Here is a 22,306-nt window from a genome sequence, read left to right as displayed (position 1 = left end):
ACCGCGACCGAGGTCGTACCTACGCTCCTTCGGGCGCACGCTCATCGGCAGAAGCGGACGTTTTGGGCTGGCAGCGCCGCTGGTGTGACGAATCGAAACCTGAGTTGTCGCCTTGCAGCAGCGGTTTCCGCCTCAGCCTTCTGTCAGATCGGGCCGGAGCCTACGTGCGGCATCGACACCATTGACACTCATCGTGCCCGACGTTCGCAGTCGTTCAAGATCCTCAATGGCAAGCATCGTCTGGGGATGGCGGTGGCCCAACACAGAGTGCCGACATTCGATGATGTGGAGTAGCTGCCTCTCGGCGGCTTCGACGTCACCCTGCTTCGCGAGTACCCGTGCGAGGTAGTGGCGGGTGGTCAGTGTTTTGGGGTGCCTCGGCCCCATCGCTTCCTCCCGAGCCGCCAGGGTGGCTTCAAAGTGTGCCTGTACCGAGTTCAGTTCCGCGCCCTGGAGCCAGAGCGTACGTGCAAGGTTGTGCTGCGCGAACAAGGTGAATGGATGACGCGGACCGTGAACACGGCTGGTGATGGAAAGGATCTCCGTGAGTTCGGACCGCGCCTGTTCGTAGGCGCCCACCTCGGCACGGTTGCGGGCCCAGTTGTGCCACGCCATGAGGCTACGAAGGTGCTCACGGCCGTAGACCTCGTCAAAAGCTTGATGCACTGCCGTGTTGTGCTGACTCGCTTCGTCCAATTTGGACTCGAATAGGACCGCGCCGAGCACGAAACGTGCCTGCAGCGTGTCTTTGTGATCCTCGCCGAAGCTGTTGCGCAGAAAGTTCCATACGTCTCGGGCGAGCCGTTCGGCCTCGCGCAGTTCGCCCAGCTCGAATACCGCGAACGCCAGTCTCAGCTGGGTGCCTAGCGTCGCGGGATCGGTCGGCCCTCCGGTTCGCAGTTGCACGGTGTGCAGCTGACGGAGGCGTTCCGCGGATTGGATGTAGTCCCCGCGTAGCGTTAACATCTGTCCGAGGCGGTGCTGGTGAGCGAGCGTCTCCGGGTGCTTGGCACCAAGAGCCTTCTTCCGCAGGGACAACGTCTGGTTGTGGCGATGCTCAGCGGCAGCGAACTCACCACGGTCACAGAGGTAGAACGCGAGACGTTCGCACGCATTAGCCAAAATCAGGCCGTCACTACTGTAATGCCCTGCCAGCCCCGCATACGCATCCAGATGGGGCTGCAGCTCCGCACAGCGCGTCCAGCGACTCAGATCCTCGGTATCAGCTGGAAAGGCGTGTACCAGCAAGCGCCCCACCGAATCGAGCCAGCGAGCCACGCCCCAAGAGTTCCCGTTGTCCCTGATCGTGCGACACCTGCGCATCGCACGCTGCCACAACGTATTCGTTCGCCGGTCGACATCGGCCCTGACGATTTCTTGCACCACACCGTGCATGCGGAGATAGCCAGGCCGGTCCGGGCTGATAAGTGAGGTCCTCACGAGCACCTGGATCGCCTTGTCCAGCGACACGGGGTCCTGGGCGAGACGCGCAAGGCGCCGTGGCAGCACATGCGGCGCGTGAGCGGGCAGATCGTGCGGTAACCCTGTTGGCCCCATGTGCGCAAACAAGTAGAGCAACTGGGTGGCAACAGGGCTTTCACGTCTTAGCTGCGCCAGTACTAGACGGACTGTCACGGCCACCGTGAGCGGGTATGGTCCTGGACTTCCTTCCTCAAGCAGCCGGGCCTGGCTTGTCAGGAAGCGCTGGGCGTACTCATCAAGCGTGATCGCGCCGGAGCGGCAGTAGGTGCCGGCCTGCACCAACGCCAACGGGAGTCCTTGCATCTGATCGGCGATAACAGCCGCGGCTTCCTTGTTCTTGTCTCCACTGTGGGCGAGCAGAAGCTTCACGGCGTCAGCTGTCGAGAAGGGGGACACCTCATAGGTCGACGCGACAGTGCTCCACGACGGATTGCGAGAGGTGATGATCACTTGGCCTGGTCCGTTCGGGATCAAGCCTTCGAGATCCGCCTGGTCGAGCGGGTCGTCGATGATGAGCAACCATCGTTCCCGCCGCCCGAGTTCGGCAACTGCGGCACGGGCCGCCTGCTCCTGATCGTTGAGACCGACCCCCAACTGTCCAGCCAGCTCTGCCAAACCGGCCACGGCCCACAGTCGACTTGAACCGTTGAGCCACCAACCGAGGTCGAAGTCGCTGCGATGGCGCTCGGCATACGCCATGGCCAGTTGCGTCTTACCAAGACCAGGCACTCCGTGAAGCGCGACTGCGGCCAAGGAGACCGACGAACGCGCTAACCGGCGCTTCAACCGTGCCAGGTCGGAATGTCGGCCCGCGAACGTCGCCGTCGGACGAGGAATGTTCCAGATCTGCCCTTCACGGTGACTACTACCGTCAAGATCGCACCCGTGTGGTGACGCTGACCGCGCGTCATGGTCCTGTCTGGCTAGCCGGGTTAGCCGCTCGCTTGCGGCGCCGAGCACGCCTCCTGTGACCAGCACCAGGCTGCCGGCTACATACTGGTCGAGTTCGTACAGCAGCCCAGCGATGCCGACCGTCACCGAACTGAGCCCGATGAGCATCGGTTTTCTGGGCACGTGGGATCGCAGGCGCTGTCGCAAACGATCTTTCGTGGTCTTCGCGGTCACAAGCACCCCTGACGCACAATCTGCTTCGCATCGCAACAGGCGGCCGTCATCACCATGTGCGAATGGCTAGTCGTATCACAGCAGTCAGGCCGTTCTGTCAACCTCGCCAATGCCCTGCCACATGACAATGGTGAGCGCATTCCTCAGCTGACCAGTCGAACCGATATGCCGCGCTGATACTCGCCCGTAGGTTGCCCCATCTGTGCTAATACGCTTGACCACTCGCGCGGCAAGCCAGTGTGTCGGCCGCTACCTGCACAGACGACAGCTGACCTGGATACCACCTATGCCCAGATCCAGCACGTAGTTGCTGCGCGAGCCCGTTATTCCTGACGACAGGAGGAGAGCTTCTCGCTTCACGCCAGCGAGATGATCACGACGGGGCTGTTCGGCGCCCCAGTCGACCACTGAGCGCAGGGCAGCCGGAGTGCCGGTGGAGACGGGGCGCTCAAGCTGCCGTGCAGGCGCGAACCCAAGCGAGCGGGCCGGCCTCTCGGATTGGTGCGTGGCAGGTGGCACCGTCGATGTGGATGGCGGGAGACGCCACGGCCGCATTCGAAGGGCACTGTGAACCACGAAGCGCTCTCGGCGGCCGTAATCGTGTTGGTAGGCCCGGCGTGCACGCTCGGCGGCATGAGCGTGCGTTCGGTGAGTACTTGGACCAGGAATGTGCAGCTGGTTGGATGCGCGACGTTCACGGCACGCACCGGAGGTGCCGAGTTGCCGCCGCAGTCGGGAATGCGGTGGCTGCTCGCGGCTGAAGCGGGCTTCAGCCGGCCTGAATGCGCCGCGCCGCGGCCACGAGTTCGTCAGGCAGGGCGTCGCCAGCACATGCGTGGTCGATCAGCACGTGCCGGTACGAGTCGTTCTGCAGGAGCGGCGCCAGGTCGATGAGTTCGCGCAAGTCGGCAGGTGAGCCGGTGAGCCGCGTCCGGTAGGCGGCCCTCGCCGCCCGCAGGGTGGGCTCGGATGGCTCGTGTTCCAAGCCCCGATCAGTCAACTGGACCGCAGCGGCGAAGTCGCCTTGTTCGGCGTGCAGGTCGGCCAGGTCCAGGTAGAGCGACCAGTTGGTCGGGTCCAGTGTGACGGCTCGTTCGAACGCGGCTGCCGTCTGCTCCGGAATTCCCAGCTTTCGCCACGTGCCAGCCCGGACGACTTCCGTGAACATGACTCGTTCAACGGAATCCGCCTGGTCGCACAGGGCGAACGACGCATCGGTGAGACCGCAGGCACGCAGGAAGATCGCCATCTTGGCCAACGCGTCCGGCGACGGCTGACGGGAGCGGACTGCGTTAATGGCGTCGAACCACGGCCGGAACCGCTCTCTCATGTCCGGGGCGTCCAGGTCGTGGCCGCGGTCCATCGTGCGCATCGCGGCCTCGGCCAGCGCGTCCGCACTCACAACGCCGAGAAAACGCTCGTCGGTGAACCAGGGGGCCGCGGCCCACGCGATGTCGGGACGCACACCGGTGACCGATCCGATCGTCATCGCGGCGGCATCCATGTCACCCTGGAGAAAGCTGAGGTATGACTGCGCCACCGCCTCCTGCAGGGAGTTGGCTCCCCGGAGGACCTCGACCAGCTCGGACGGTCTGTCCCGCCACCACTCGGCGACGATCGCGTACGGTTCCGGGTTCGCCGGCTCGGAGGCGATCGCTCCGGTCACATGACGCACTGCTTCGGCGAGGCTGCCCCCGCAGTGAGCCATCACCTGCGCCAGAGCCATCCCGCCTGATACCGCTCGATTCACCATGCGAGCGTACTTGCGACCTAGATCTGGCGGCCTGTCCGCCATAGATCGCTGCCGACGCAAGAGGGAACGGCGTGTGATCGAGGACCGCGCGCCGGTGCCGGCTTCCCTGAACCTGAAGCACGCGGGAGTAAATTCTGAGACATGCGGATCGGCGAGCTGTCCAGGCGCACGGGCGTGAGTCCGCGCTCACTGCGGTACTACGAAGAGCAAGGACTGCTGACCAGTTCGCGCTCCGACGCGGGGCAGCGCCACTACTCCGACGCCGAGGTCGACCGCGTGTCCCTCATCCGGCAGCTGTTCGACGCGGGCTTGCCCAGCCGGGTGATCGCGACTGTGCTGCCGTGCGTGGATCTCCCCGATGATCTGGGCGTCGCCGAGGAGACGTACACGGCGATGATGCGCGAGCGCGACCGGATCGACGCCGACATCGCGCAGCTGACCGAGGAACGGGACGCGCTCGATGCGCTGATGCAGATCAACAGTCGCCACCGGGCGGAGTTGTCCAGGATCCCGGAACAGGTGGCGCAGCCGGCCTGATGGTGTGACCCGCGCCTCAGCTGCTTGCCCTTTACATCGATGTCAGGGGTGAGGGTGGTGACAGGGCCCGGAATCACCGGGCCGATCACCTGGGAGGCGGCAGAAAATGGGACAGGCATGGGGTTTCGGCAAGCACGGCGGGCCCGAGGTGCAGGAGTTCTTCGATCGTCCCGATCCGGTCCCCGGTCGCGGCGAAGTGCTGATCCGGGTCGACGTCGCCGGCGTGAACCCCCTCGACCACCTCGTGCGCTCTGGTCTGGTTCCCGGGCTCGACGGCGGGCGTCCGTTTCCCCGCGTGCTGGGGATGGAGGCGGCGGGAACCGTCCTAGCCCTGGGCGAGGACGTCGACGGGCTCGAGGTGGGTGACGCGGTCTTCGGCTTCGCACTCACCGGTGGCGGTACCTACGCCGAGACGACGGTGCTGTCCGCGCCGAACACCGCGCGCATCCCGGCCGGCCTGTCCGCGACCGTGGCGGCGACGCTGCCGGTGGCCGGGACGACCGCGGTGGACGCGCTCGACCAGCTCGGCCTCCCGGCCGGTGCCACGATCCTGGTCAACGGCGTCGGCGGCGGTGTCGGTCTCGCCGTCGCCCGGCTGGCCGTCGCACGCGAGCTGCGGGTGATCGGCACCGGCAGCACCGCGAAGCGCGAGCAGGCCGAAGCCGTCGGGGTGCGGTTCATCGACTACGCCGCCGAGGACGTGGTCGCCGCGGCGCGCGAGCTGGTTCCGGACGGCTTCGACGGGATCGTCGACCTGGTCGGGGGCACCTCGCTGCGGACGGTCGCGCCGCTGGCAAAGGATCCCCGCACCGTCATCGCCGTGGGGGACGCGTCCGTGGCCGATCTCGGTGGACGTTTCGTCGAGCGTCGCCTCGACCGCGAGAACCTGGAACGGTCGGCCCGGCTGGCCCTCGACGGAGTCCTCGCACCCGTGATCACCGCGGTGCACGCACTCGCCGACGCCCCGGCTGCCCTCGCCACCGTCGAGAACGGTCACACCGCGGGCAAGGTCGTCATCAAGGTGGCGTGAGAGCGAGAACTAGCGGGACGCCTGGTTCGAGGCCGGGTCGTCGACCAGCCGGAAGAGGTCGCGCGCCGGGTGCACGTCGACCCGGGATGCTCGTCCCGGCCTCGACGATCTTCTCGCCGTGGACGAGGTGGCTCGTGGTGAACGGCGGCCGGCCCGGCACGGTGAACAGCATCGCGACCCTCGTGCAGCTACGCGCAGGATCCAGAGGCGGCTGCCCAGTCGTGGAGGTCTCCGAGGAGACGCTCTGGTCGCTGAAAGCGGCCTGAGCCTAGTACTTCGACGACGGCAACGAGGCTGCTCCGCAGGTGGTCGCGGTGGCTGAGCTACCCCGCTCCGTAGCAGACAAGGGGTACGAGGGATCCGATGCCGGAAGCGACCGCGAGCGCCTGGGCGGGCTCGTTTCCGGCAAGGATCGCCCGGTGATATTCGTGCATGACGGCAACGACCACGTCGTCGTGCACGCGGGCGACACTGGACACGACGGTGGTCGTGCCGACGTAGAGCATCGCGGCCGTCAGGCCGAGGATCTCGTCGCCGGCGCGGACCTGGGCCTGGCCGACGTCGCAGGCAGACAGGATCACGTGCTTCGGTGCCTGAGTCAGACCCTGCAGCTCGTACGCCAGCAGCGGGCCGTCCACAAGGTCCAGCCGGGAGAACAGGACGTTCTCCGGTTCGTGGTGGCCGTGCGTGGCGAGGTGCGCGATGGTGGCGCCGTCGAGGGCACGCAGGGTGGCCTCCACAGTGGCGTCCTCGCCGACCAGGCAGGTGCTGCGCGGGTACAGCCGCACGAGTTCGCGCACCTCCGCCTCTGCCTGGTTCAGGTTTGGCCCGGCGACGAAGAGCGCGGCACCGTCGTGTCCCGTGGTCGCCGACCGGCGGGCAGTGACCCACACCGATGCCGACGGCGCGACGGACACCGCCCGCTCGCGGAAGTCGGGCAGCAGTCCCCATGGGATTCCGGTGAGGCCGGTGCACGGCACCACGACGACGTTGCCGTGTCCCAACAGTGGGCGCAATGGGGTGAGCAGCGCACGCTGCAGCTGACCCAGATGCCACTCGGCGGACTCGCGGAAGACCGCGAAGAGGTGCGTGGGAAGGTGCCAGCTCGACAGGGCGTCGAGGTCACTGATCAATCTCCGCACGGCCTCGACCACGGTGCCGAGGGCACCGAGGTGAACCAGGCCGACGGAACCGTCCTTGATCACCAATGCGGCCAGGTCGCCGTCGTGGTGGACGAAGCTCACCATCGCGTGCGTCCCGGCCAGCTCCTGCTGGACCGTGCTCAACGACATCGGGACCACGGCCTCGCCGGTGCCCTCCTGCTGCCAGCCTCGCTCCCGCAGCCGGCGTTCGAGCTGTGCGACGTGGTGCCGTTGGTTGACGCGGTCGAGCTGGCGCAGCTCGGCGATCATCTCGCGGGTGTCCTGGTCGGCGAGGGCCCTCACCGGCCGTGCGCGGAAAGCCTGCGCACGGCAGCGTTCCGACCAGTCGAAGACCAGCCGGGCGGAACCGTTGCGCAGAGCCAGGCGGAGCCCGGTGCAGGCGAGTTCCTGGCCCAGTGCCGAGATACCGGCGCGGAGCTCGATGCTGCCGAACCGGCGGCGCTGCCGGTTCAGCATCGCCAGGCCGCTGCGGGCGTGAGCCAGCGCGGCCGCCGTCCTGCCGGCGGTGCTGTGCAGCTCGGCCTGAACCAGCTGGCGGAGCAACCGAGTCTCCAGCGGTGCGCCCGCCGCGGGACGGGTCGTCCGGGCCACGGCGATGCCGGCATCGACCACACGGCCGGCGGCGATCAACGCCCGCGCGGACAGGAGCTCGGCGTGGTCACCGTCGTAGCGCAAACCCAGGTCGTGCAAACGATCCGCGAGCAGGCGGGCTCGAGTGACGAGAGCGTTCGGCTGACGACCGCACATCAACTGCGCCTGCACGGTCGTCACCTCCGCCACCGCCGCCCAGGCCGCGTCGCCGTGCCGCCGGAATCGGCGTGCGGCACGCCGCGACCACATCAACGCGGTGCCGTGGTCTCCCGTCGCGAGCGCGATCTGTGCCCTGGTGAGTTCCGCCCACGCGTAGTCGACGCTGAAGTGGTCACGGCGGAACAGCTGGAAGGCCTCGGTGAGCTCCCGGCTGGCCTCGCTGGCGAGCCCCACGGCCAGGAGCGTCCTGGCCTTGTCCATCACGACGACCGGCAGGTAGTCCGCGCCGTGCAACCGGTACTGGCGGGATGCCTCGTCGAGCGATCGCAGGGCGAGCGGGATGTCACCGGCCAGCAGGTGGCAGTAGCCGAGGTCGTGGTCGACCTTGGCCGTGAGCAGGTCGTAGCGGTTCTTCTCGGCGATCTGGCGGCAGCGGCCCAGGTCGTCGCGTGCGAGCCGGACGCGTCCCACACCGAGCCGCAACGTCGCCCTGTTGAGCAACGCGGTCGCGAGGGTGAAGTCGTCGCGGACGTCGGCCAGCAGGGGAATGGCGGCGTCGAACAACGGCGCCGCCTCGTCCGTGCGGCCCGCCCGCTGCAGCACGACACCCTTGTTCTGCAACAGGATTCCGCGGTGCTCGGGGGCGACCATCCGCGCGGCCTCGTCGAGCAGGCGCAACCCCGCCTCGGTGTCGCCCTGCTCGGCCTCGGCGAGACCGAGGCTGATCAGCACGCGGCCGGCGAGCCAGTTGCCGGTGTCGGCGCCGTCCGGCCAGCCCGCCAGGAGCAGCGCGGCACGGAGCGCACGTGCGCCGGCCGCGGGACGTCCGCTGTTCGTGAGGCTGGATCCGACCTCACGCATGCGCAGCACGCGATCAACGGTCGCCTGGGGCAGTGTTCTCATCGCATGGTTCTCGTCACAGGTTCACCGTGGGCGTGGTGACGGCTCGCAACGCGGTCTGAGGCTGAGCCAGTCGCACCGTCAGATACGCGGAGGAGCGGACGATCCCGTCGATCGAGAACCTGCCCTGCTCGTCCGCCGACGTGGTGATGACCCCTGTCGGCACGTGCAGTTCGACGCGGTGCGCGCCCGGCGGCGTGAGCCACCCGTCCAGCCTTATCGTGCCGTCGTCGTCCTGGACACCGATCACGATCGTCATGCGCTCGCTCTCGAACGTGATGAGCCGCCGGTTCTCCCCGCCGCGTGTCATCGCCTCCGCGAGGTCGGACGCCCGCGCCACCTCGGTCTCGAGATGTTCCAACGCCAGCGCGAACCGGATCTCGTCGAGCATCTCGGCAGGCATGGGGTCGACCGACTCGTAGAGGTCCCGCACACTGTCGAGGATCAGGAAGTCCCTGTCGTCCAACGGCTCCGCCATGCCGTCTGTGTTCATAGCCATCTCCCGCCGGGATCGGCGTCCAGAACGGACCTCAGTTGTGCCAGGCATCTTCCGCGGGTCGGCCCGACGCTGCCGCGTGCCATGCCGAGCGCGCGGGAGACCGCGGTGTAGTCCGGCCGCTGCACGAACGCGACCACGCGCAACAGTTCCTGACAACGCCGGGGAAGCCGTGCCACGGCCTCCCACAGCCGGCGTTGCCGATCCGACAACAGCGCGTTCTCCTCAGGTGACGTGGAATCGTCGGCCACGTCGTACCCGTCCAGGGGCTCGCCGATGTGCATCTTCCGGCGAGCCCGCCACGCTTCTCGCTTGGTGGTGGTGATCAGCCAGCCGACCACGGCGCCCGGCTCGCGAATGTTGTCGATGTCCCGCAGGAAGTTCAGCCAGGTCGTCTGCACGACGTCTTGGCTCGTTGGCCGATCCAGACCCTGCCCGCGGGCGACCTGCCACAGCAGGGGACTCAGTTCGGCGACGAGTTCGTCGAGGCGCTCGTGCCTGCCTTCGCGCACCGCGCCGAACAGCTCGGTGACTCTGGTGCGTCTCGACTCCGGCGTTTCCCTGGCCTGTAAGGCATCACGGTCCTGCATGACCCACCACCCGCTGCGGTTGCTTGCTACTGCCCGAGAATTTTTCGCACCGCCGCCTTTGCCCGTTTGAGCGTAGTCCTCTGACTGAGCTCGGCCTCGGGGCTTTCCTTCAGCAATCGGGCGATTTGGGCGGCCACGGCTGGAGCAGCGAACGAGGTTCCAGCCCAGATGGCATAGCCGGAGCCGAAGTTGTCGGTCTCCAACGACTCCCTGATGCCCAGTCTGTCGTCAGCGGCAGCGTTCTCGGCAATGACCCGGTAACGGGGATTGCCGCTGCCGTCGGTGTTCTCCGGGAACGTGCTGACCACTCCGGCGCCCAGTGCCCAGGTCGTCACCCAGATGGCGTCGTTGGTGAACAAGGTTTTCGTGCCGTTGGGGTTGCGGGCTCCGACGCTCACGACCGGAGGTCCCTCGGTGATCTCGTCCTCGACGATCCGTGTGGCCAGAGCGGCCGGCCAGAACTCTCTCGCGCTCGCGTAGTTCCCGGCGGAAGCCACGACCACGACGCCGAGCGCACGCAGTTCGTTGATCTTCTCCGCGAGCATGTCGAACTTGGCGGGCTGCGTCGAGTCTTCCCGGTATCCGCCCAGGGACAAGGACACGACATCGATCATCCGCTCCTCGTCGTTGGCAGCCTGTGCCGCCTCGACTCTCAGCGCCAGCCGCTCCAGGACGGTGATCAGCACGTCCGTGTGGACGATCCCGTCCTCGTGCATGACCCGGATCGACAGCACGTCGGCGTCGGGTTCGACCTGGTGGATGATGCCGATGACGAACGCGCCGTGCCCGGTGTGCGTGCTGAGGTATCCGGTCAGCGGTGTGCCGGTGGACGGGTGGTCCCAGTACGAGCCGATGCTGTTGTGCGAGGTCGGGCTGGTCACCTTCTCCTGGATGGCGGGGTCGATGCTCACAAACGATCCGAGATCGTTCTCGTCGACGATTCCAAGCCAGCTGTTCTTACCGATGCCGGTGTCCAGTACGGCGATCACCGGACGTCGAGGTGTGTCGGCGTCATCCGACCGCTGCGCGGGGGGAAGCTGCACCGCGACGGGGAACCGCCAGTACCCGAGATCTCCTGGGCCCGCACCGGGATCGGGGTTGCCGCCGATGGCGCCGGGCACGCCCTGGAGGGTGCTCATGCCGCCGATCCCGCCCATGGCGGAGCCGATCAGCAGCCGGTTCAACGAGATCTTCTCGACGGCCTCCTTGAGACCTGGTGAGTTGTTGAGCCGGTCGTCGCCTGCCAGCGTCGCCGATCTCAGCGTCTGCAACGCCTTCCACGCGTCGACGTCGATCGCGGCCGGCATGCCTTTCTCCACTCGCGCCTTCCTCCGGCCCACGTCCTCGTCGGGCACCAACCGGCAGCGAGTCTTCTCGTCGCCGTCCCGCTTGAGGACAAGGCCGAGATCGAAGCCGAGCACCTGGTTGAGGGTGTCCACCTGCAGGTCGTGAGGTACCAGGAGTTCCTCGGTGCGATAGGCGGTCGGCCCGTCCGCCACGTACCCCGGCACCCGTGCCGCGGTGGCCGGGTCGAGCATCCGCGCGCGGTGCTGGGTCAGCACGCTCTCGGGCAGCGAGGTGAGGCCGGATGACGAGCCGTCGGGCACCAGGTTCAGCGTCGCCCTCTGCTCGTTCTGAGACTCGATCATGAAGTAGTTCGTGTCTGCCATGCCATTCGAGGGGCCGACGACGCGGCGCGGAGTACACCGCTCCGATAACGAATCGGACACGTACTTCGCGGCCCTCCTGCGGACCCTGCCGCACCATGACGCTGACACCACGCGAAAGGGAAGTGCTGTCGTACGTGATGGCCGGGAGGACGGCGCGGTCGAGTGCGCGTGCGATGGGCATCTCACCGCGCACCGCGACCAAGCACCTCGAGAACGCCTATCGCAAGCTCGGCGTGTCGAACAGGGTGACCGCCGTGCTGGCGGCCCGCGAGCACGGCCTGATCTGATCGTCGTCCACATCGGACATCTACGCACTTCTCCTTATTTTCCAAGGCGGTTCGCATTGGTGAGGCTGAGGCGGAGCACTCGTCCGACCCCAGAGGAGATCCACATGGCGAACCACGAGAAGGAACTCGCTTATCTGACCCGGTACGGCTACCTGCCGCCGTCGCGGGGTGAGCAGGCGGACGAGACGAGTCTCGTCCGCGTCGCGTTGACCCAGTTCCAGGAGGCGGCCGCCCTCCCCGTCACCGGCGAGTTCGACGAGACGACAGCGGAGGCGGTGGCGCGGCCCCGGTGCGGGTTCCCCGACCGCGTGGCCGTGGATCCGTTCACGGCCGCGGAACCGGGCGAGTTCGTCGCGTCCGGCACGCGCTGGGCTCAGGCGGTCATCACCTACCGCGTTTACAACACCTCACCCGACCTCGACGCCGCGCGGCAGCGGCAGATCGTGCGGGAGGCGTTCCACCGGTGGTCCGCGGTGGTGCCGTTGGTGTTCGTCGAGGTCGGCGACGGGCAGACCGGCGACATCCGGATCCTGTTCGGCTCGCGTGCACATGGGCCGGAGGAGGATCCCGCCTTCGACGGCCCCGGTTCCGTGCTGGCGCACGCCTTCTTCCCGCCGCCCAACTCGGGCGAGCTCGCCGGCGACATCCACCTCGACGAGGACGAGACGTGGCGGGAGGGTGTCGGTGCCGGGGGCATCGACCTGCTCACCGTGCTCGTGCACGAGATCGGCCATTCGCTGGGCCTGCACCACACCACCACGCCCAACTCGACGATGAACCCGTTCTACCCGACGCCGAACACGCCGATGCCGGACGACCGGGCCGGTGTGCGGCAGGTCTACCGCGATCACATCTGGATCGCCTCGCTCTACCGGGACCTGCTCGGCAGGCGCTTCGACGACGCCGGGCTGGACGGCTGGGTGCGGTTTCTCCTGACCGGCGCCATGACGGCGGACGGCCTCGTGCGCGGGTTCTGCTACTCCCTGGAGAACTCGGAGCGCATCGTCACGCAGCTGTACTTCAAGCTCCTCGACCGCGCGCCGGAGCCCGGCGGCCTCATGGGCTGGTCCGACCTCCTGCGCCGGGGCATGAGTCGCCAGGCACTCGTCGCCGGCGTCGTGGAGAGCGCCGAGTACCAGCTCAGGAACCCGACGCCGGAGCGGTTCGTGGACTCGCTGTACCGCAGGCTGCTGGACCGCGCGCCCGAGCCAGGCGCGGTCGACGGCTGGGTGGACCTGATGAAGCGCGGAATGTCGGTGCGCGACGTGGCCAACGGCTTCCTGAACTCCGAGGAGTACACCCGCAACATCGTGCGCGAGGCCTACGAGCGCTTCCTGCGGCGTTCTCCCGACCCCGCCGGCTGGGACGACTGGGCGGGCAGGGTCAGGGCCGGGCTGGCGCACCAGGACCTCGCCGCGGGGTTCCTGGCGTCGGCCGAGTACCGCGCTGCCGTCGAGGTCTGGTGGTAGCTAGAGGTCTGGACCATTTCGTGCTTCAATGACAGCGGGTCGCCGCCTGTAAGCGAAAGGTGAGCGAATGTCTGCCCGCTTGTTGCTGAGGGCACTGACCGCCCTGCTTCTGCTCATGAGCACCGTGCTCGTCCCGTCCGCTGCCCAGGCGGCCGACACCTGCGCGCTCAAACCCCGTCCGGCGGGCAAGGTCCTGCACGGGTACTGGGAGAACTGGGACGGCGCGTCGAACGGGGTGCACCCGCCGTTCGGCTGGACGCCGATCACCGACAGCCGCATCAAGCAGCACGGCTACAACGTGATCAACGCGGCGTTCCCCGTGATCCGCTCCGACGGCACCGTGCTGTGGGAGGACGGCATGGACGTTGGCGTGAAGGTCGCCACGCCCGCCGAGATGTGCGCGGCGAAGGCGGCCGGGGCCACGATCCTGCTGTCGATCGGTGGCGCGGCGGCGGGCATCGATCTGAGCTCGACCGCCGTGGCCAACCGGTTCGTCGCCACCGTGGTGCCGATTCTGAAGAAGTACAACTTCGACGGGATCGACATCGACATCGAGACCGGGCTGGTCGGGAGCGGCAACATCAACTCGTTGTCGGCCTCGCAGGCCAACCTGATCCGCATCATCGACGGCGTGCTGGCGGCGATGCCCGCCGGGTTCGGGCTCACCATGGCGCCGGAGACCGCGTACGTGACGGGCGGCAGTGTCGTGTACGGCTCGATCTGGGGCGCGTACCTGCCGATCATCAAGAAGTACGCGGACAACGGCCGCCTGTGGTGGCTGAACATGCAGTACTACAACGGTTCCATGTACGGCTGCGCCGGCGACAGCTACTCGGCCGGGACCGTGCAGGGGTTCGTGGCGCAGACGCAGTGCCTGAACAAGGGACTGGTCGTGCAGGGCACCACGATCAAGGTGCCCTACGACAAGCAGGTTCCCGGCCTGCCCGCGCAGCCCGGTGCCGGCGGCGGCTACATGAACCCCACGCTGGTGGGGCAGGCGTGGAACAGCTTCGGCGGCCAGCTCAAGGGCCTCATGACCTGGTCGATCAACTGGGACGGCTCGAAGAACTGGACCTTCGGCGACAAGGTGAAGTCGCTGCAGGGGCGCTAGTGGTGCGACCCGGAACGTTGGCTGGGTAATTCACGCTCAGCAGGGCACCTCGCGGTGTCGCCCCCACGCCCACGTACAACCAGTACGAGGACGTGGGGGCGACACCGCGATGCACCCGTCTGACCGCGAATTCGCCCGGCAACGTTCCGGGCCACACCACTAGAGCACGATGGTGTTCTGCCCGGCGGCGATCTTCCACGTGCCGTCCTCTTTGGACAGGACGTAGAGCGGTGAGCCCTCGTTCTGTTCGGGAATCACCGTGCCGTCGGGCTTCACCGGACGCTGGCGGATCTTGACGGCCGCCACGTCCGGGCGGATGAACACGATGTGCGCCACCTCGTACGTGGCGGTCGCCTCCTTCGTCGCGCCGGGCAGGACCTGGCGGGTGAAGGAGGCGATCTCGTCGCGACCGGTGAGGCGCTTGCCGTGTGCGGTCGTCCAGATCGCGTCGGCGCGGAAGAGGCCGATGAACTCCTCCGCGAGCTCGTTCTGCTGCGAGTGCTGGACTGTGGCGACGAGCTCTTCGATTTCCGCGATGTCGGTCATGGTGAAGATCGTCGTACCTCGACCAATGTGGAGGTCAAGGGTGAAACTCGGACCCGGCCGCGCACAGCGTGATGGAGGCGGTGTGCGCAGCCGGGCCCTTCTTCATCGGGTCACTCGCGGGGCGCGACCCGGGACTCGTAGGACTTCGGCTTGTACCAGGGGTTGTAGAAGCACCCCGTGCCGTACTTCTTGTCGTGGCTGGAGCAGGCCGCCGCGATCAGGAAGGCGTTGGAGCGGACGCCCCACTTCTCCCAGGCCTCCAGCGACTGCATGGCCGCGGCGTACTCGGAGTCGCTGAACGCGCTGTGCGTGGCCTCGGTCGTGAAGGTCTGCACGAGGTTGTACCAACGGCCGGCCTTCGTCACGACGTCGCGGTAGGCCGACTCGTGCTCCACGAACGCGGTCGGGTCGCCGATCGCGTGCACCGACAGCACCGGGATGTCGATCTTGCCGGTGAGGTCGCTGTCGTACGCGAGCTCGGCACGGGCGGCGGGGTCGGCGGCGAAGCGTTCGACGCCCGCGTTCAGCGCCTTGTCGTCGTGCGAACCCTTGTACACCACACCAGCGTTGCTCCAAGGATTCCGGTCGCCCAGCCGGAGGTGCACGATGTCGCGGAACGTGAACGTCGCGAAGTTCAGGTGCGAGTTCAGCGTCTCCTCGGGGATCTTCGTGACCGCGAGGATGTCGTCGAGCTTCTGCTGCTGCTCGGGCGTGCGGCTACCGGCCACGCCGAGGCATTCCTCGATCCGGCCGCGCAGCCCGGCGGTCGTCATCGTGGAGCCGGGACGCAGGCCCTGCCACAGCGGGTACTGCGCCTCGGACGGCCGCGGGTGGTTGCCGCAGTAGTACTGGTAGACCACGCGCAGGTCGACGCGGTAGTCGTACCCGCGCGAACCACCGGCCATGACGCCACTCGTGAGCAGCGCCGCGTCATAACCCTTGTACAGCTCGATGGTCTTGGCCGCGACGTTGCCGCCCCACGACTGCCCGTGGATGTAGACCTTGTGCGGCTTGAGCATCGCGCTGACCATCTTGCGCAGGTTGTCGGTGTCCTCGGCCGCCATCCGCGTCCCGTAGCCGCCGCGCCGGTACGAGGTGCCCGCCCACGCGTAGCCCTCCTTGACCATCACGGACCAGCGGTTCAAGTCGTCACGCGTGCGCTCCGGCGTGGGCTCGCCCAGGTCGGGGCCGCCGTGCGAGTGCACGACCAGCGTCTTGTTCCACTTCTTCGGCACGGCGATCGTGTAGTACGCGCCGTTGGGGTCCCGGCCCTCGTAGCAGGTGGTGCCGGCGGGGACGTTCTCCGGGCACGGTGCGGTCGGAGGCAGGTGCACCGGCGACGTGAGACTCGCGGTGAGTGCGAATGCCAGCAGGACGTTCATGGCGGGAATCGTCAGTCGAGCTCGGCAAGTGGTCCAGCTCACTCACCCAAACTTGGGATTTCCCTGACGTTACGAGCGAGTCACGCGACGGAAGCGAGCGCTGTTCAGCACGTGCCGCGCCCACGCGTGGTCGGCCGGGTCGTCGTGCACGCACGTCACGACGAGCATCTCGCCGAACCGCGCGACGTGGCCGTGGAACTCGTGCCGCGTCACGCCCTCCGAAGTGGTCGTGAGCCACAGCGCGTGCCGTATCTCGACGCCGTCCCGCACGAGGAACTGCTGGTCCTCAGGCACGGAAGGCGCGCCCTCCAGAGCGAGCTCCAGGAACTTCTCGGCCGACGTTCCGATGGCCCTGCGGACGTCCACGAACACCGCGCGGCCGGGACCGGCGAAGCGCAGACCTTCTTCGAGCACGTGCGGGGTGAGGCCCGCGGTTCGTTCGATGCTCCACTGGCCGGGCAGCTTCTGCCGGATCGAGACCGGCAGCTCGACCAGGTACCCGCTGAGCACCTGGTCACGGTCCCAGGTCGTGCCGAGCAGCGGGTGCTGGACGTATTCGGGCAGGTCGTCGGGCTCGCGGACCTCGGCGACGACCTCCGCGCCGCGCAGGCCGTCCCACGGCTTGACGTCGTGCGCGAACGTGCCGGTGAACCTCAGCGAGGCGTAGCCGGGGCCGTCCCACGAATCAGCCGCGTGCAGGGCCTCCTGCAGACCGACCCGCATCCAGGCGCCGAACCACAGCTCCAGATCGCCGGTCAGCTCGACGGGCAGCACGCTCCTGACGAACGAGGCGTCGTCGGCCAGCAGCACGTTGCCGCCGGCCAGCAGCTTCGGGTTGCGCACCCCCGAGGGCAGGCCCAGGTCCAGGTCGATGGCGCCCGAGTCGTCGGTCTCGGTACCGCAGCACGCGCAGGCCGTCACCCGATGTACCGGACGCTGTTGAGCACGTGCTGCGCCCACGCCTTGTCAGCCGGATACCGGTACACGCAACGCACGGAGATCATCGTGCCGGGACGGACGACGTGCCCGTGGAACACCTGCTCCTCGTGGCCGTCGATCACCTCGCTCAGCCAGAACGCGTGACGCAACTCGGGACCGTCGTGCGACACGGAGTGCTCGGCGCTCGCGGGGTAGCCGTCGAGGACCGCGCCCAGGAAGTCGCTCACGCTGCCGCCGGTGAGGTCGGCGTAGACGTCGAGCGCCACCCGGCGGTCCGGGCTCGTGAACCTGACCGTGCGGCCGTCGACCACGCAGCGCATGCCGTCGGTGCGTTCGATGGTCCAGACCTCGCCGAGCGTCTCGCGCACGGGGATCGGCAACGGGTGCCGGATGCGGCACAGCACCTCGTCGCGGTCCCATTCCCGCTCCAGCACCGGGTGCGAGGTGAAGTACGGCAGCTCGTCGATGTTGAGCACCGCCGCCTCGACCGGGACACCGAGCAGGTCCCACGGCTTGATCACGTTCGCGAACGTGCCGGAGATCCGCAGGTTCGCGTACTGGTCGTCGTTGTCCCACACGGCGTGCGCGTACATCGCGTCGACTTTGCTGATCTGCGTCCACGCGCCGAACACGATCTCGGTTCCGCCGGTCAGCCGAACCGGGAGCAGGCAACGGATGTAGGAGTCACCGTCCGGTCCGACGAGCAGCCCGCCCGTGGGCGCGCCGAGTCGCTCGCCGGGCACGCCGAGCAGTTGCTCCGGACGGTTGAGCCTGTAGTCGATGCGGTCCGTAGAGGTGATCTCGGCTCCGCAGCATCCGCATTGGACGGTCATGCGGCCACATGCTAGAGCTCGTCGTCCGCCAGCAGTCGAGAGCGCACCAGAAAACGTATTCCAAGCGGTGCCTCCAACGAGAAACCGCTCCCACGACCGGGCACGACGTCGATCGTCAGGTGCGTGTGGCTCCAGTACTCGAACTGCGCCGCGGACATCCACACAGGAATCACGAACTCGTCCACGGCGAGGTCCCCGAGGTGGACGTCGGACGAGCCGGTGCGGAACTCCCCGGCCAGGTAGCACATCGGGGCCGAGCCGTCGCAGCAGCCGCCGGACTGGTGGAACATCAGGTCGCCGTGCTCGGCCCTGAGGCCGCGGAGAACGTCCGCGGCCTCAGGGGTCAGTGCGACGCGGGGCATCAGAAGAAGCCCAGGGCGTTCGGGGAGTAGCTGACGAGCAGGTTCTTGGTCTGCTGGTAGTGGTCGAGCATCATCTTGTGGTTCTCGCGGCCGATGCCGGACTGCTTGTAGCCGCCGAACGCCGCGTGCGCCGGGTAGGCGTGGTAGTTGTTCACCCACACGCGGCCCGCCTGGATGTCGCGGCCCGCGCGGTAGGCGACGGAACCGTCGCGGGACCAGACGCCGGCGCCCAGGCCGTACAGGGTGTCGTTGGCGGTCTTCATGGCGTCGTCGTAGTCGGAGAACCGGGTGACCGAGACGACCGGGCCGAAGATCTCCTCCTGGAAGATCCGCATCTTGTTGTCGCCCTCGAAGATCGTCGGCGTCACGTAGTAGCCGCCGGAGAGCTCGCCACCGAGGTCGGCGCGCTCGCCGCCGGTCAGGACGCGGGCGCCCTCCTGCTTGCCGATGTCGATGTAGGACAGGATCTTCTCGAGCTGGTCGTTGGACGCCTGCGCGCCGATCATCGTCTCGGTGTCGAGCGGGTGGCCCTGCTTGATCGCGCGGGTCCGTTCCACGGCGTCGCCCATGAAGCCGTCGTAGATGTCGCTCTGGATCAACGCCCGCGACGGGCACGTGCAGACCTCGCCCTGGTTCAGCGCGAACATCGTGAAGCCTTCGAGTGCCTTGTCGTAGAAGGCGTCCCGCTGCGAGGCGACGTCGGAGAAGAACACGTTCGGCGACTTGCCGCCGAGCTCCAGCGTGACGGGGATGATGTTCTCGCTGGCGTACTGCATGATCAACCGGCCGGTGGTCGTCTCGCCGGTGAACGCCACCTTCGCGACGCGGCGCGAGGACGCGAGCGGCTTGCCCGCCTCGACGCCGAAGCCGTTGACGATGTTCAGCACGCCCGGCGGGATGAGGTCGGCGATCAGTTCCATCAGGACGTGGATCGACGCCGGGGTCTGCTCGGCGGGCTTGAGCACGATCGCGTTGCCCGCGGCCAGGGCGGGTGCGAGCTTCCAGACCGCCATCAGGATCGGGAAGTTCCACGGGATGATCTGCGCGACGACGCCGAGCGGTTCGTGCAGGTGGTAGGCGACCAGGTCCTCGTCGATCTGCGAGATGCCGCCTTCCTGGGCGCGCAGGGCGCCCGCGAAGTAGCGGAAGTGGTCGACGGCGAGCGGCAGGTCGGCGGCGAGCGTCTCGCGGACCGCCTTGCCGTTGTCCCACGTCTCCGCGACCGCGAGCATCTCCAGGTTGGCCTCGATGCGGTCGGCGATCTTGTTGAGCACGTTGGCGCGCTCCGCGACCGACGTCCTGCCCCACGCGCGGGAGGCGCCGTGGGCCGCGTCCAGCGCGCGTTCGACGTCCTCGGCGGTGCCGCGGGCGATCTCGGTGAAGTCCTCCCCGGTGACCGGGGTGGGGTTGGCGAAGTACTGGCCCCTGGCGGGCGGCACGTACTCGCCTCCGATGAAGTGGTCGTACCGGTCGCGATAGGTGATCACGCTGTCCGGTTGTCCTGGAGCCGCGTACTTCGCCATGGGGCCTGCCTTCCGCGTCGTTGCGAACAGGCGGCGAACGTAGAACCGGCAACGTTTCACCCACGTTGCATCCGATCGGAGTAGTCCCAGGCTTGCCGGTGTGGTGCTACGGGCTGCATCCTGGACCGATGGACCCAGTCGAGCTGGGTGCCGCGCGTCCGGTGATCTTCGAGTCGTGGCGGCGCTCCCTTGCCGCGCGCGTGGACCCGGACAGGCACGAGGCGCCGGTCGTCTACGCGCCGGACGAGGTCGCCGACCTGCGTGGCGCGCATCCGCTCGCGGCGACGGTCCCGCTGCTCACGCACACGTTGTCGATGGACGACACGATCATGATCGTCACCGACACTCGGGGCCACGTCCTGTGGTGCGAGGGTGACAACGGGGTCCGCCACAAGGCCGAACGCGTCCACCTCACCGAGGGGTCGCGCTGGAGCGAGGACGTCATCGGCACGAACGCGATGGGCACCGCGCTGGCGACCGGCCGGTCCGTCACCGTGCACTCCCGCGAACACCTCGTGCGCACCTATCACGGCTGGACGTGCGCGGCGAGCCCGATCCACGCCCCCCACACGGGGCTGCTGCTGGGGGTCGTCGACGTCAGCGGGCCGCTGAAGACCATGCACCCGGCCGTCGCGCAGCTCGTGTCCGCGGCCGCCCGGCTGGCCGAGCACCACCTGGGGCAGTTCGCGCCGCGGCAGCACGTGCTCACGCTGAACTTCCTGGGCGGGCTGCACGCCGATCTCGACGGACGGCCGCTGGGGCTGACGCTGCGCAACGCGGAGGTGCTGACGGCGCTCGCGCTGCACCCCAAGGGACTCACGGCCGAGCAACTCGCGTTGTTGCTCTATGGTGAACGTGGGAACCCGACCACGGTCCGCGCGGAGCTGCATCGGCTGCGTGCGCAGCTCGGTGGTGTCCTGTTGACGAGGCCATATCGGCTCGATGCGGTGGTGCGCGGCGACTTCCTCGACGTGCGGACGGCGTTGCGATCCGGCGACGCGGGCAAGGCCACCCGGCACTACAGCGGTGATCTGCTACCCCGTTCGGACGCTCCGGTGGTCCGCGACGAACGGGTTGACCTCGCCGCCGCGGTGCGCAAGGGCGTGCTGGAGCGGGGAGATCTCGACGCGCTGCTGTCGTTCGCGGACAGCGGGGAGGACGCCGAGGTGCTCGAACGCCTGCACCTGCTGCTCCCGGTCACCGATCCTCGTCACGCTCTCGTCTCCTCGCGCCTGCGAAGGGCGCTGGAATAGGCTTTCCCGCAAGGGGAGGGCAAAGTGAAGCAGTGCATCAACTGCATGACCCGGTTGCCGCGCAAGGAGGTCACCGAGGTCGCGTGGTGCGCTTTGTGCGCGCCGTGCCTGCAGGTTGTGTCCGACCAGATGAAAGTGGTGCACGACCGGCCAGGTGGTGCGCCCGTGCAGATCCAGCAGTGCGGCTGGTGCGGTGTCGCGCGCTCGTGCGGCGTCGGCTGGCGCACGAGGTGCCTGGTGTGCCTGGACGACAGGTCGGTGCCGGATCCGGCGGTGCAGAAGATCGCGCACCGGCTGGAGCTCGACGGCACCTGGCGGGAGAACTCGGAGTTCATCGCCGCGACGACCGTGAAGGTTCGCCTGGCCAAGTACTTCCGGCCGGGCTGGACCGTGCTCGCGACGGACGTGCACGGGTTGCCGTGGACCGGATTCCGCTGGCTCACGAAGTCGCACGGCACGTGGGGACGCGACGACGAGAGCGGGGAAGTGCGGCAGCTCAAGCGCTTGCGCGGCGAGGAGAACCTGCTCTACCTGATGCGGTACGGGAAGGTGCTCAAGTTCGGGCGCGGGACCGCGGACCGGGTGGGTGCGCACGTCGCGCAGGGCGCGGTGCCGGTCCTCGTGCTGTCCGCGCCGAGCCAGCAGGTCGTCGTCGCCAGGGACCGGCTCAAGCGGGCGCATCGCAGCGAGATGGTGTCGCAGCGGACGCCGGTGGACCTGTTCGCGGTGCTCCCGGACGGCGACGACGTCACCGATCAGTTCCCGCGGAGCTGACATCAACTGATCCGCAGCGGGTAGCCCATCGTCGTGGACGAGATCGTGGTGGTCGGACAGGTGGCGCGGGACCTGGTGCTCGTCGTGGACGAGGTGCCGGGTCCCGGCGGCACGGCGCCCGCGCGGGAACGCCGGGAGATGCTCGGCGGCGTGCCCGGACGGCTGCGAGACGAACTGCCGGCGTGTGCCGACGTGGTCGACACGACCGGTGGCGGGGACGCGTTCGTGGCGGGCCTGGCGTTCGCTCCCACGCGTGGAGACGGCCCGGCGGCCGGCCGAACCTCACCGCGCGCTGATCAGGCGCGTTATCGTTGACACGTCCAGTGAGGGG

21 protein-coding genes are annotated in these 22,306 nt (G+C 68.0%); 9 read left to right on the top strand and 12 right to left on the bottom strand.

Translation table 11 applies throughout. The features are described 5' to 3' along the window. Positions 1 to 132: 132 nt before the first annotated feature. Both SK854_RS37860 and SK854_RS37855 read right to left on the bottom strand, forming a co-directional pair. Complete coding sequence (locus SK854_RS37860; RefSeq protein WP_319979964.1) at positions 133 to 2,607, bottom strand: tetratricopeptide repeat protein; 2,475 nt, start codon at positions 2,605 to 2,607, stop codon at positions 133 to 135. A 769-nt stretch (positions 2,608 to 3,376) separates the two neighbouring features. Continuing rightward, positions 3,377 to 4,273: a tetratricopeptide repeat protein gene (locus SK854_RS37855; RefSeq protein ID WP_319979963.1), complete on the bottom strand. Its 897-nt coding sequence runs from the start codon at positions 4,271 to 4,273 to the stop codon at positions 3,377 to 3,379. Positions 4,274 to 4,501: 228 nt separating this feature from the next. On the opposite strand from SK854_RS37855, the gene SK854_RS37850 reads away from it, so the two are divergent. From SK854_RS37850 to SK854_RS37840, 3 genes are all read left to right on the top strand, one after another. After that, entirely contained in the window at positions 4,502 to 4,897 is a 396-nt protein-coding gene (locus SK854_RS37850; RefSeq protein WP_319979962.1) for a MerR family transcriptional regulator, read from the top strand. A gap of 106 nt (positions 4,898 to 5,003) precedes the next feature. Further along, positions 5,004 to 5,927, top strand: coding sequence for an NADP-dependent oxidoreductase (locus SK854_RS37845; RefSeq protein WP_319979961.1), 924 nt, complete (start codon positions 5,004 to 5,006; stop codon positions 5,925 to 5,927). An 86-nt stretch (positions 5,928 to 6,013) separates the two neighbouring features. Further along, positions 6,014 to 6,193 carry a hypothetical protein gene (locus tag SK854_RS37840; protein ID WP_319979960.1) on the top strand — a complete coding sequence of 60 codons (180 nt, stop codon included), beginning with the start codon at positions 6,014 to 6,016 and terminating at the stop codon, positions 6,191 to 6,193. A gap of 57 nt (positions 6,194 to 6,250) precedes the next feature. Here the strand turns inward: SK854_RS37840 and SK854_RS37835 are convergent, their stop codons facing one another. The 4 genes from SK854_RS37835 to SK854_RS37820 are packed head-to-tail and all read right to left on the bottom strand — an operon-like array spanning position 6,251 to position 11,475. Beyond that, entirely contained in the window at positions 6,251 to 8,743 is a 2,493-nt protein-coding gene (locus SK854_RS37835; protein ID WP_319979959.1) for a CHAT domain-containing protein, read from the bottom strand. A 13-nt stretch (positions 8,744 to 8,756) separates the two neighbouring features. Further along, entirely contained in the window at positions 8,757 to 9,233 is a 477-nt protein-coding gene (locus SK854_RS37830; protein ID WP_319979958.1) for a hypothetical protein, read from the bottom strand. After that, positions 9,230 to 9,826 (bottom strand): RNA polymerase sigma factor, encoded by a 597-nt coding sequence (locus SK854_RS37825; protein ID WP_319979957.1) that lies wholly within the window; start codon positions 9,824 to 9,826, stop codon positions 9,230 to 9,232. The genes SK854_RS37830 and SK854_RS37825 overlap by 4 nt, the downstream gene beginning before the upstream one ends. Positions 9,827 to 9,852: 26 nt before the next feature. Beyond that, positions 9,853 to 11,475, bottom strand: a complete 1,623-nt coding sequence (locus tag SK854_RS37820; protein ID WP_319979956.1) for a S8 family serine peptidase — start codon at positions 11,473 to 11,475, stop codon at positions 9,853 to 9,855. A 116-nt stretch (positions 11,476 to 11,591) separates the two neighbouring features. On the opposite strand from SK854_RS37820, the gene SK854_RS37815 reads away from it, so the two are divergent. From SK854_RS37815 to SK854_RS37805, 3 genes are all read left to right on the top strand, one after another. Further along, complete coding sequence (locus tag SK854_RS37815) at positions 11,592 to 11,783, top strand: response regulator transcription factor (RefSeq protein WP_319979955.1); 192 nt, start codon at positions 11,592 to 11,594, stop codon at positions 11,781 to 11,783. A 104-nt stretch (positions 11,784 to 11,887) separates the two neighbouring features. Then, the gene (locus tag SK854_RS37810; protein WP_319979954.1) at positions 11,888 to 13,252 is read left to right on the top strand and encodes a matrixin family metalloprotease; all 1,365 of its coding nucleotides are present in this window, start codon (positions 11,888 to 11,890) and stop codon (positions 13,250 to 13,252) included. A gap of 67 nt (positions 13,253 to 13,319) precedes the next feature. After that, the gene (locus tag SK854_RS37805) at positions 13,320 to 14,363 is read left to right on the top strand and encodes a chitinase (RefSeq protein WP_319979953.1); all 1,044 of its coding nucleotides are present in this window, start codon (positions 13,320 to 13,322) and stop codon (positions 14,361 to 14,363) included. 159 nt (positions 14,364 to 14,522) lie between these two features. Here SK854_RS37805 and SK854_RS37800 read toward each other — a convergent pair whose 3' ends face one another. The 6 genes from SK854_RS37800 to adh all read right to left on the bottom strand — a co-directional run bounded on the left by SK854_RS37800 (position 14,523) and on the right by adh (position 19,948). Beyond that, positions 14,523 to 14,909 (bottom strand): SgcJ/EcaC family oxidoreductase, encoded by a 387-nt coding sequence (locus SK854_RS37800; protein WP_319979952.1) that lies wholly within the window; start codon positions 14,907 to 14,909, stop codon positions 14,523 to 14,525. 110 nt (positions 14,910 to 15,019) lie between these two features. Next, positions 15,020 to 16,291, bottom strand: a complete 1,272-nt coding sequence (locus SK854_RS37795) for an alpha/beta hydrolase family protein (RefSeq protein WP_319979951.1) — start codon at positions 16,289 to 16,291, stop codon at positions 15,020 to 15,022. A gap of 69 nt (positions 16,292 to 16,360) precedes the next feature. Beyond that, complete coding sequence (locus tag SK854_RS37790; protein WP_319979950.1) at positions 16,361 to 17,212, bottom strand: hypothetical protein; 852 nt, start codon at positions 17,210 to 17,212, stop codon at positions 16,361 to 16,363. Then, entirely contained in the window at positions 17,209 to 18,063 is an 855-nt protein-coding gene (locus SK854_RS37785) for a hypothetical protein (protein ID WP_319979949.1), read from the bottom strand. The genes SK854_RS37790 and SK854_RS37785 overlap by 4 nt, the downstream gene beginning before the upstream one ends. 11 nt (positions 18,064 to 18,074) lie before the next feature. Further along, a complete protein-coding gene (locus SK854_RS37780) occupies positions 18,075 to 18,425 on the bottom strand; it encodes a DUF779 domain-containing protein (RefSeq protein WP_319979948.1) in 351 nt (116 codons plus the stop codon). Further along, complete coding sequence (adh, locus tag SK854_RS37775) at positions 18,425 to 19,948, bottom strand: aldehyde dehydrogenase (protein WP_319979947.1); 1,524 nt, start codon at positions 19,946 to 19,948, stop codon at positions 18,425 to 18,427. The genes SK854_RS37780 and adh overlap by 1 nt, the downstream gene beginning before the upstream one ends. 128 nt (positions 19,949 to 20,076) lie before the next feature. Between adh and SK854_RS37770 the strand changes: the two genes are divergently transcribed. The 3 genes from SK854_RS37770 to SK854_RS37760 are packed head-to-tail and all read left to right on the top strand — an operon-like array spanning position 20,077 to position 22,290. Next, a complete protein-coding gene (locus tag SK854_RS37770; RefSeq protein WP_319979946.1) occupies positions 20,077 to 21,201 on the top strand; it encodes a GAF domain-containing protein in 1,125 nt (374 codons plus the stop codon). A 24-nt stretch (positions 21,202 to 21,225) separates the two neighbouring features. Beyond that, the gene (locus SK854_RS37765) at positions 21,226 to 21,975 is read left to right on the top strand and encodes a hypothetical protein (protein WP_319979945.1); all 750 of its coding nucleotides are present in this window, start codon (positions 21,226 to 21,228) and stop codon (positions 21,973 to 21,975) included. A gap of 33 nt (positions 21,976 to 22,008) precedes the next feature. Then, positions 22,009 to 22,290, top strand: coding sequence for a hypothetical protein (locus tag SK854_RS37760; RefSeq protein WP_319979944.1), 282 nt, complete (start codon positions 22,009 to 22,011; stop codon positions 22,288 to 22,290). Positions 22,291 to 22,306: the final 16 nt, after the last annotated feature.

This window comes from Lentzea sokolovensis, assembly GCF_033949975.1.
Taxonomy (GTDB): Bacteria; Actinomycetota; Actinomycetes; order Mycobacteriales; family Pseudonocardiaceae; genus Lentzea; species Lentzea sokolovensis.
The sequence above is the reverse complement of the archived record's forward strand: the minus strand, read 5'-3'. Positions and strand labels throughout refer to the sequence as shown.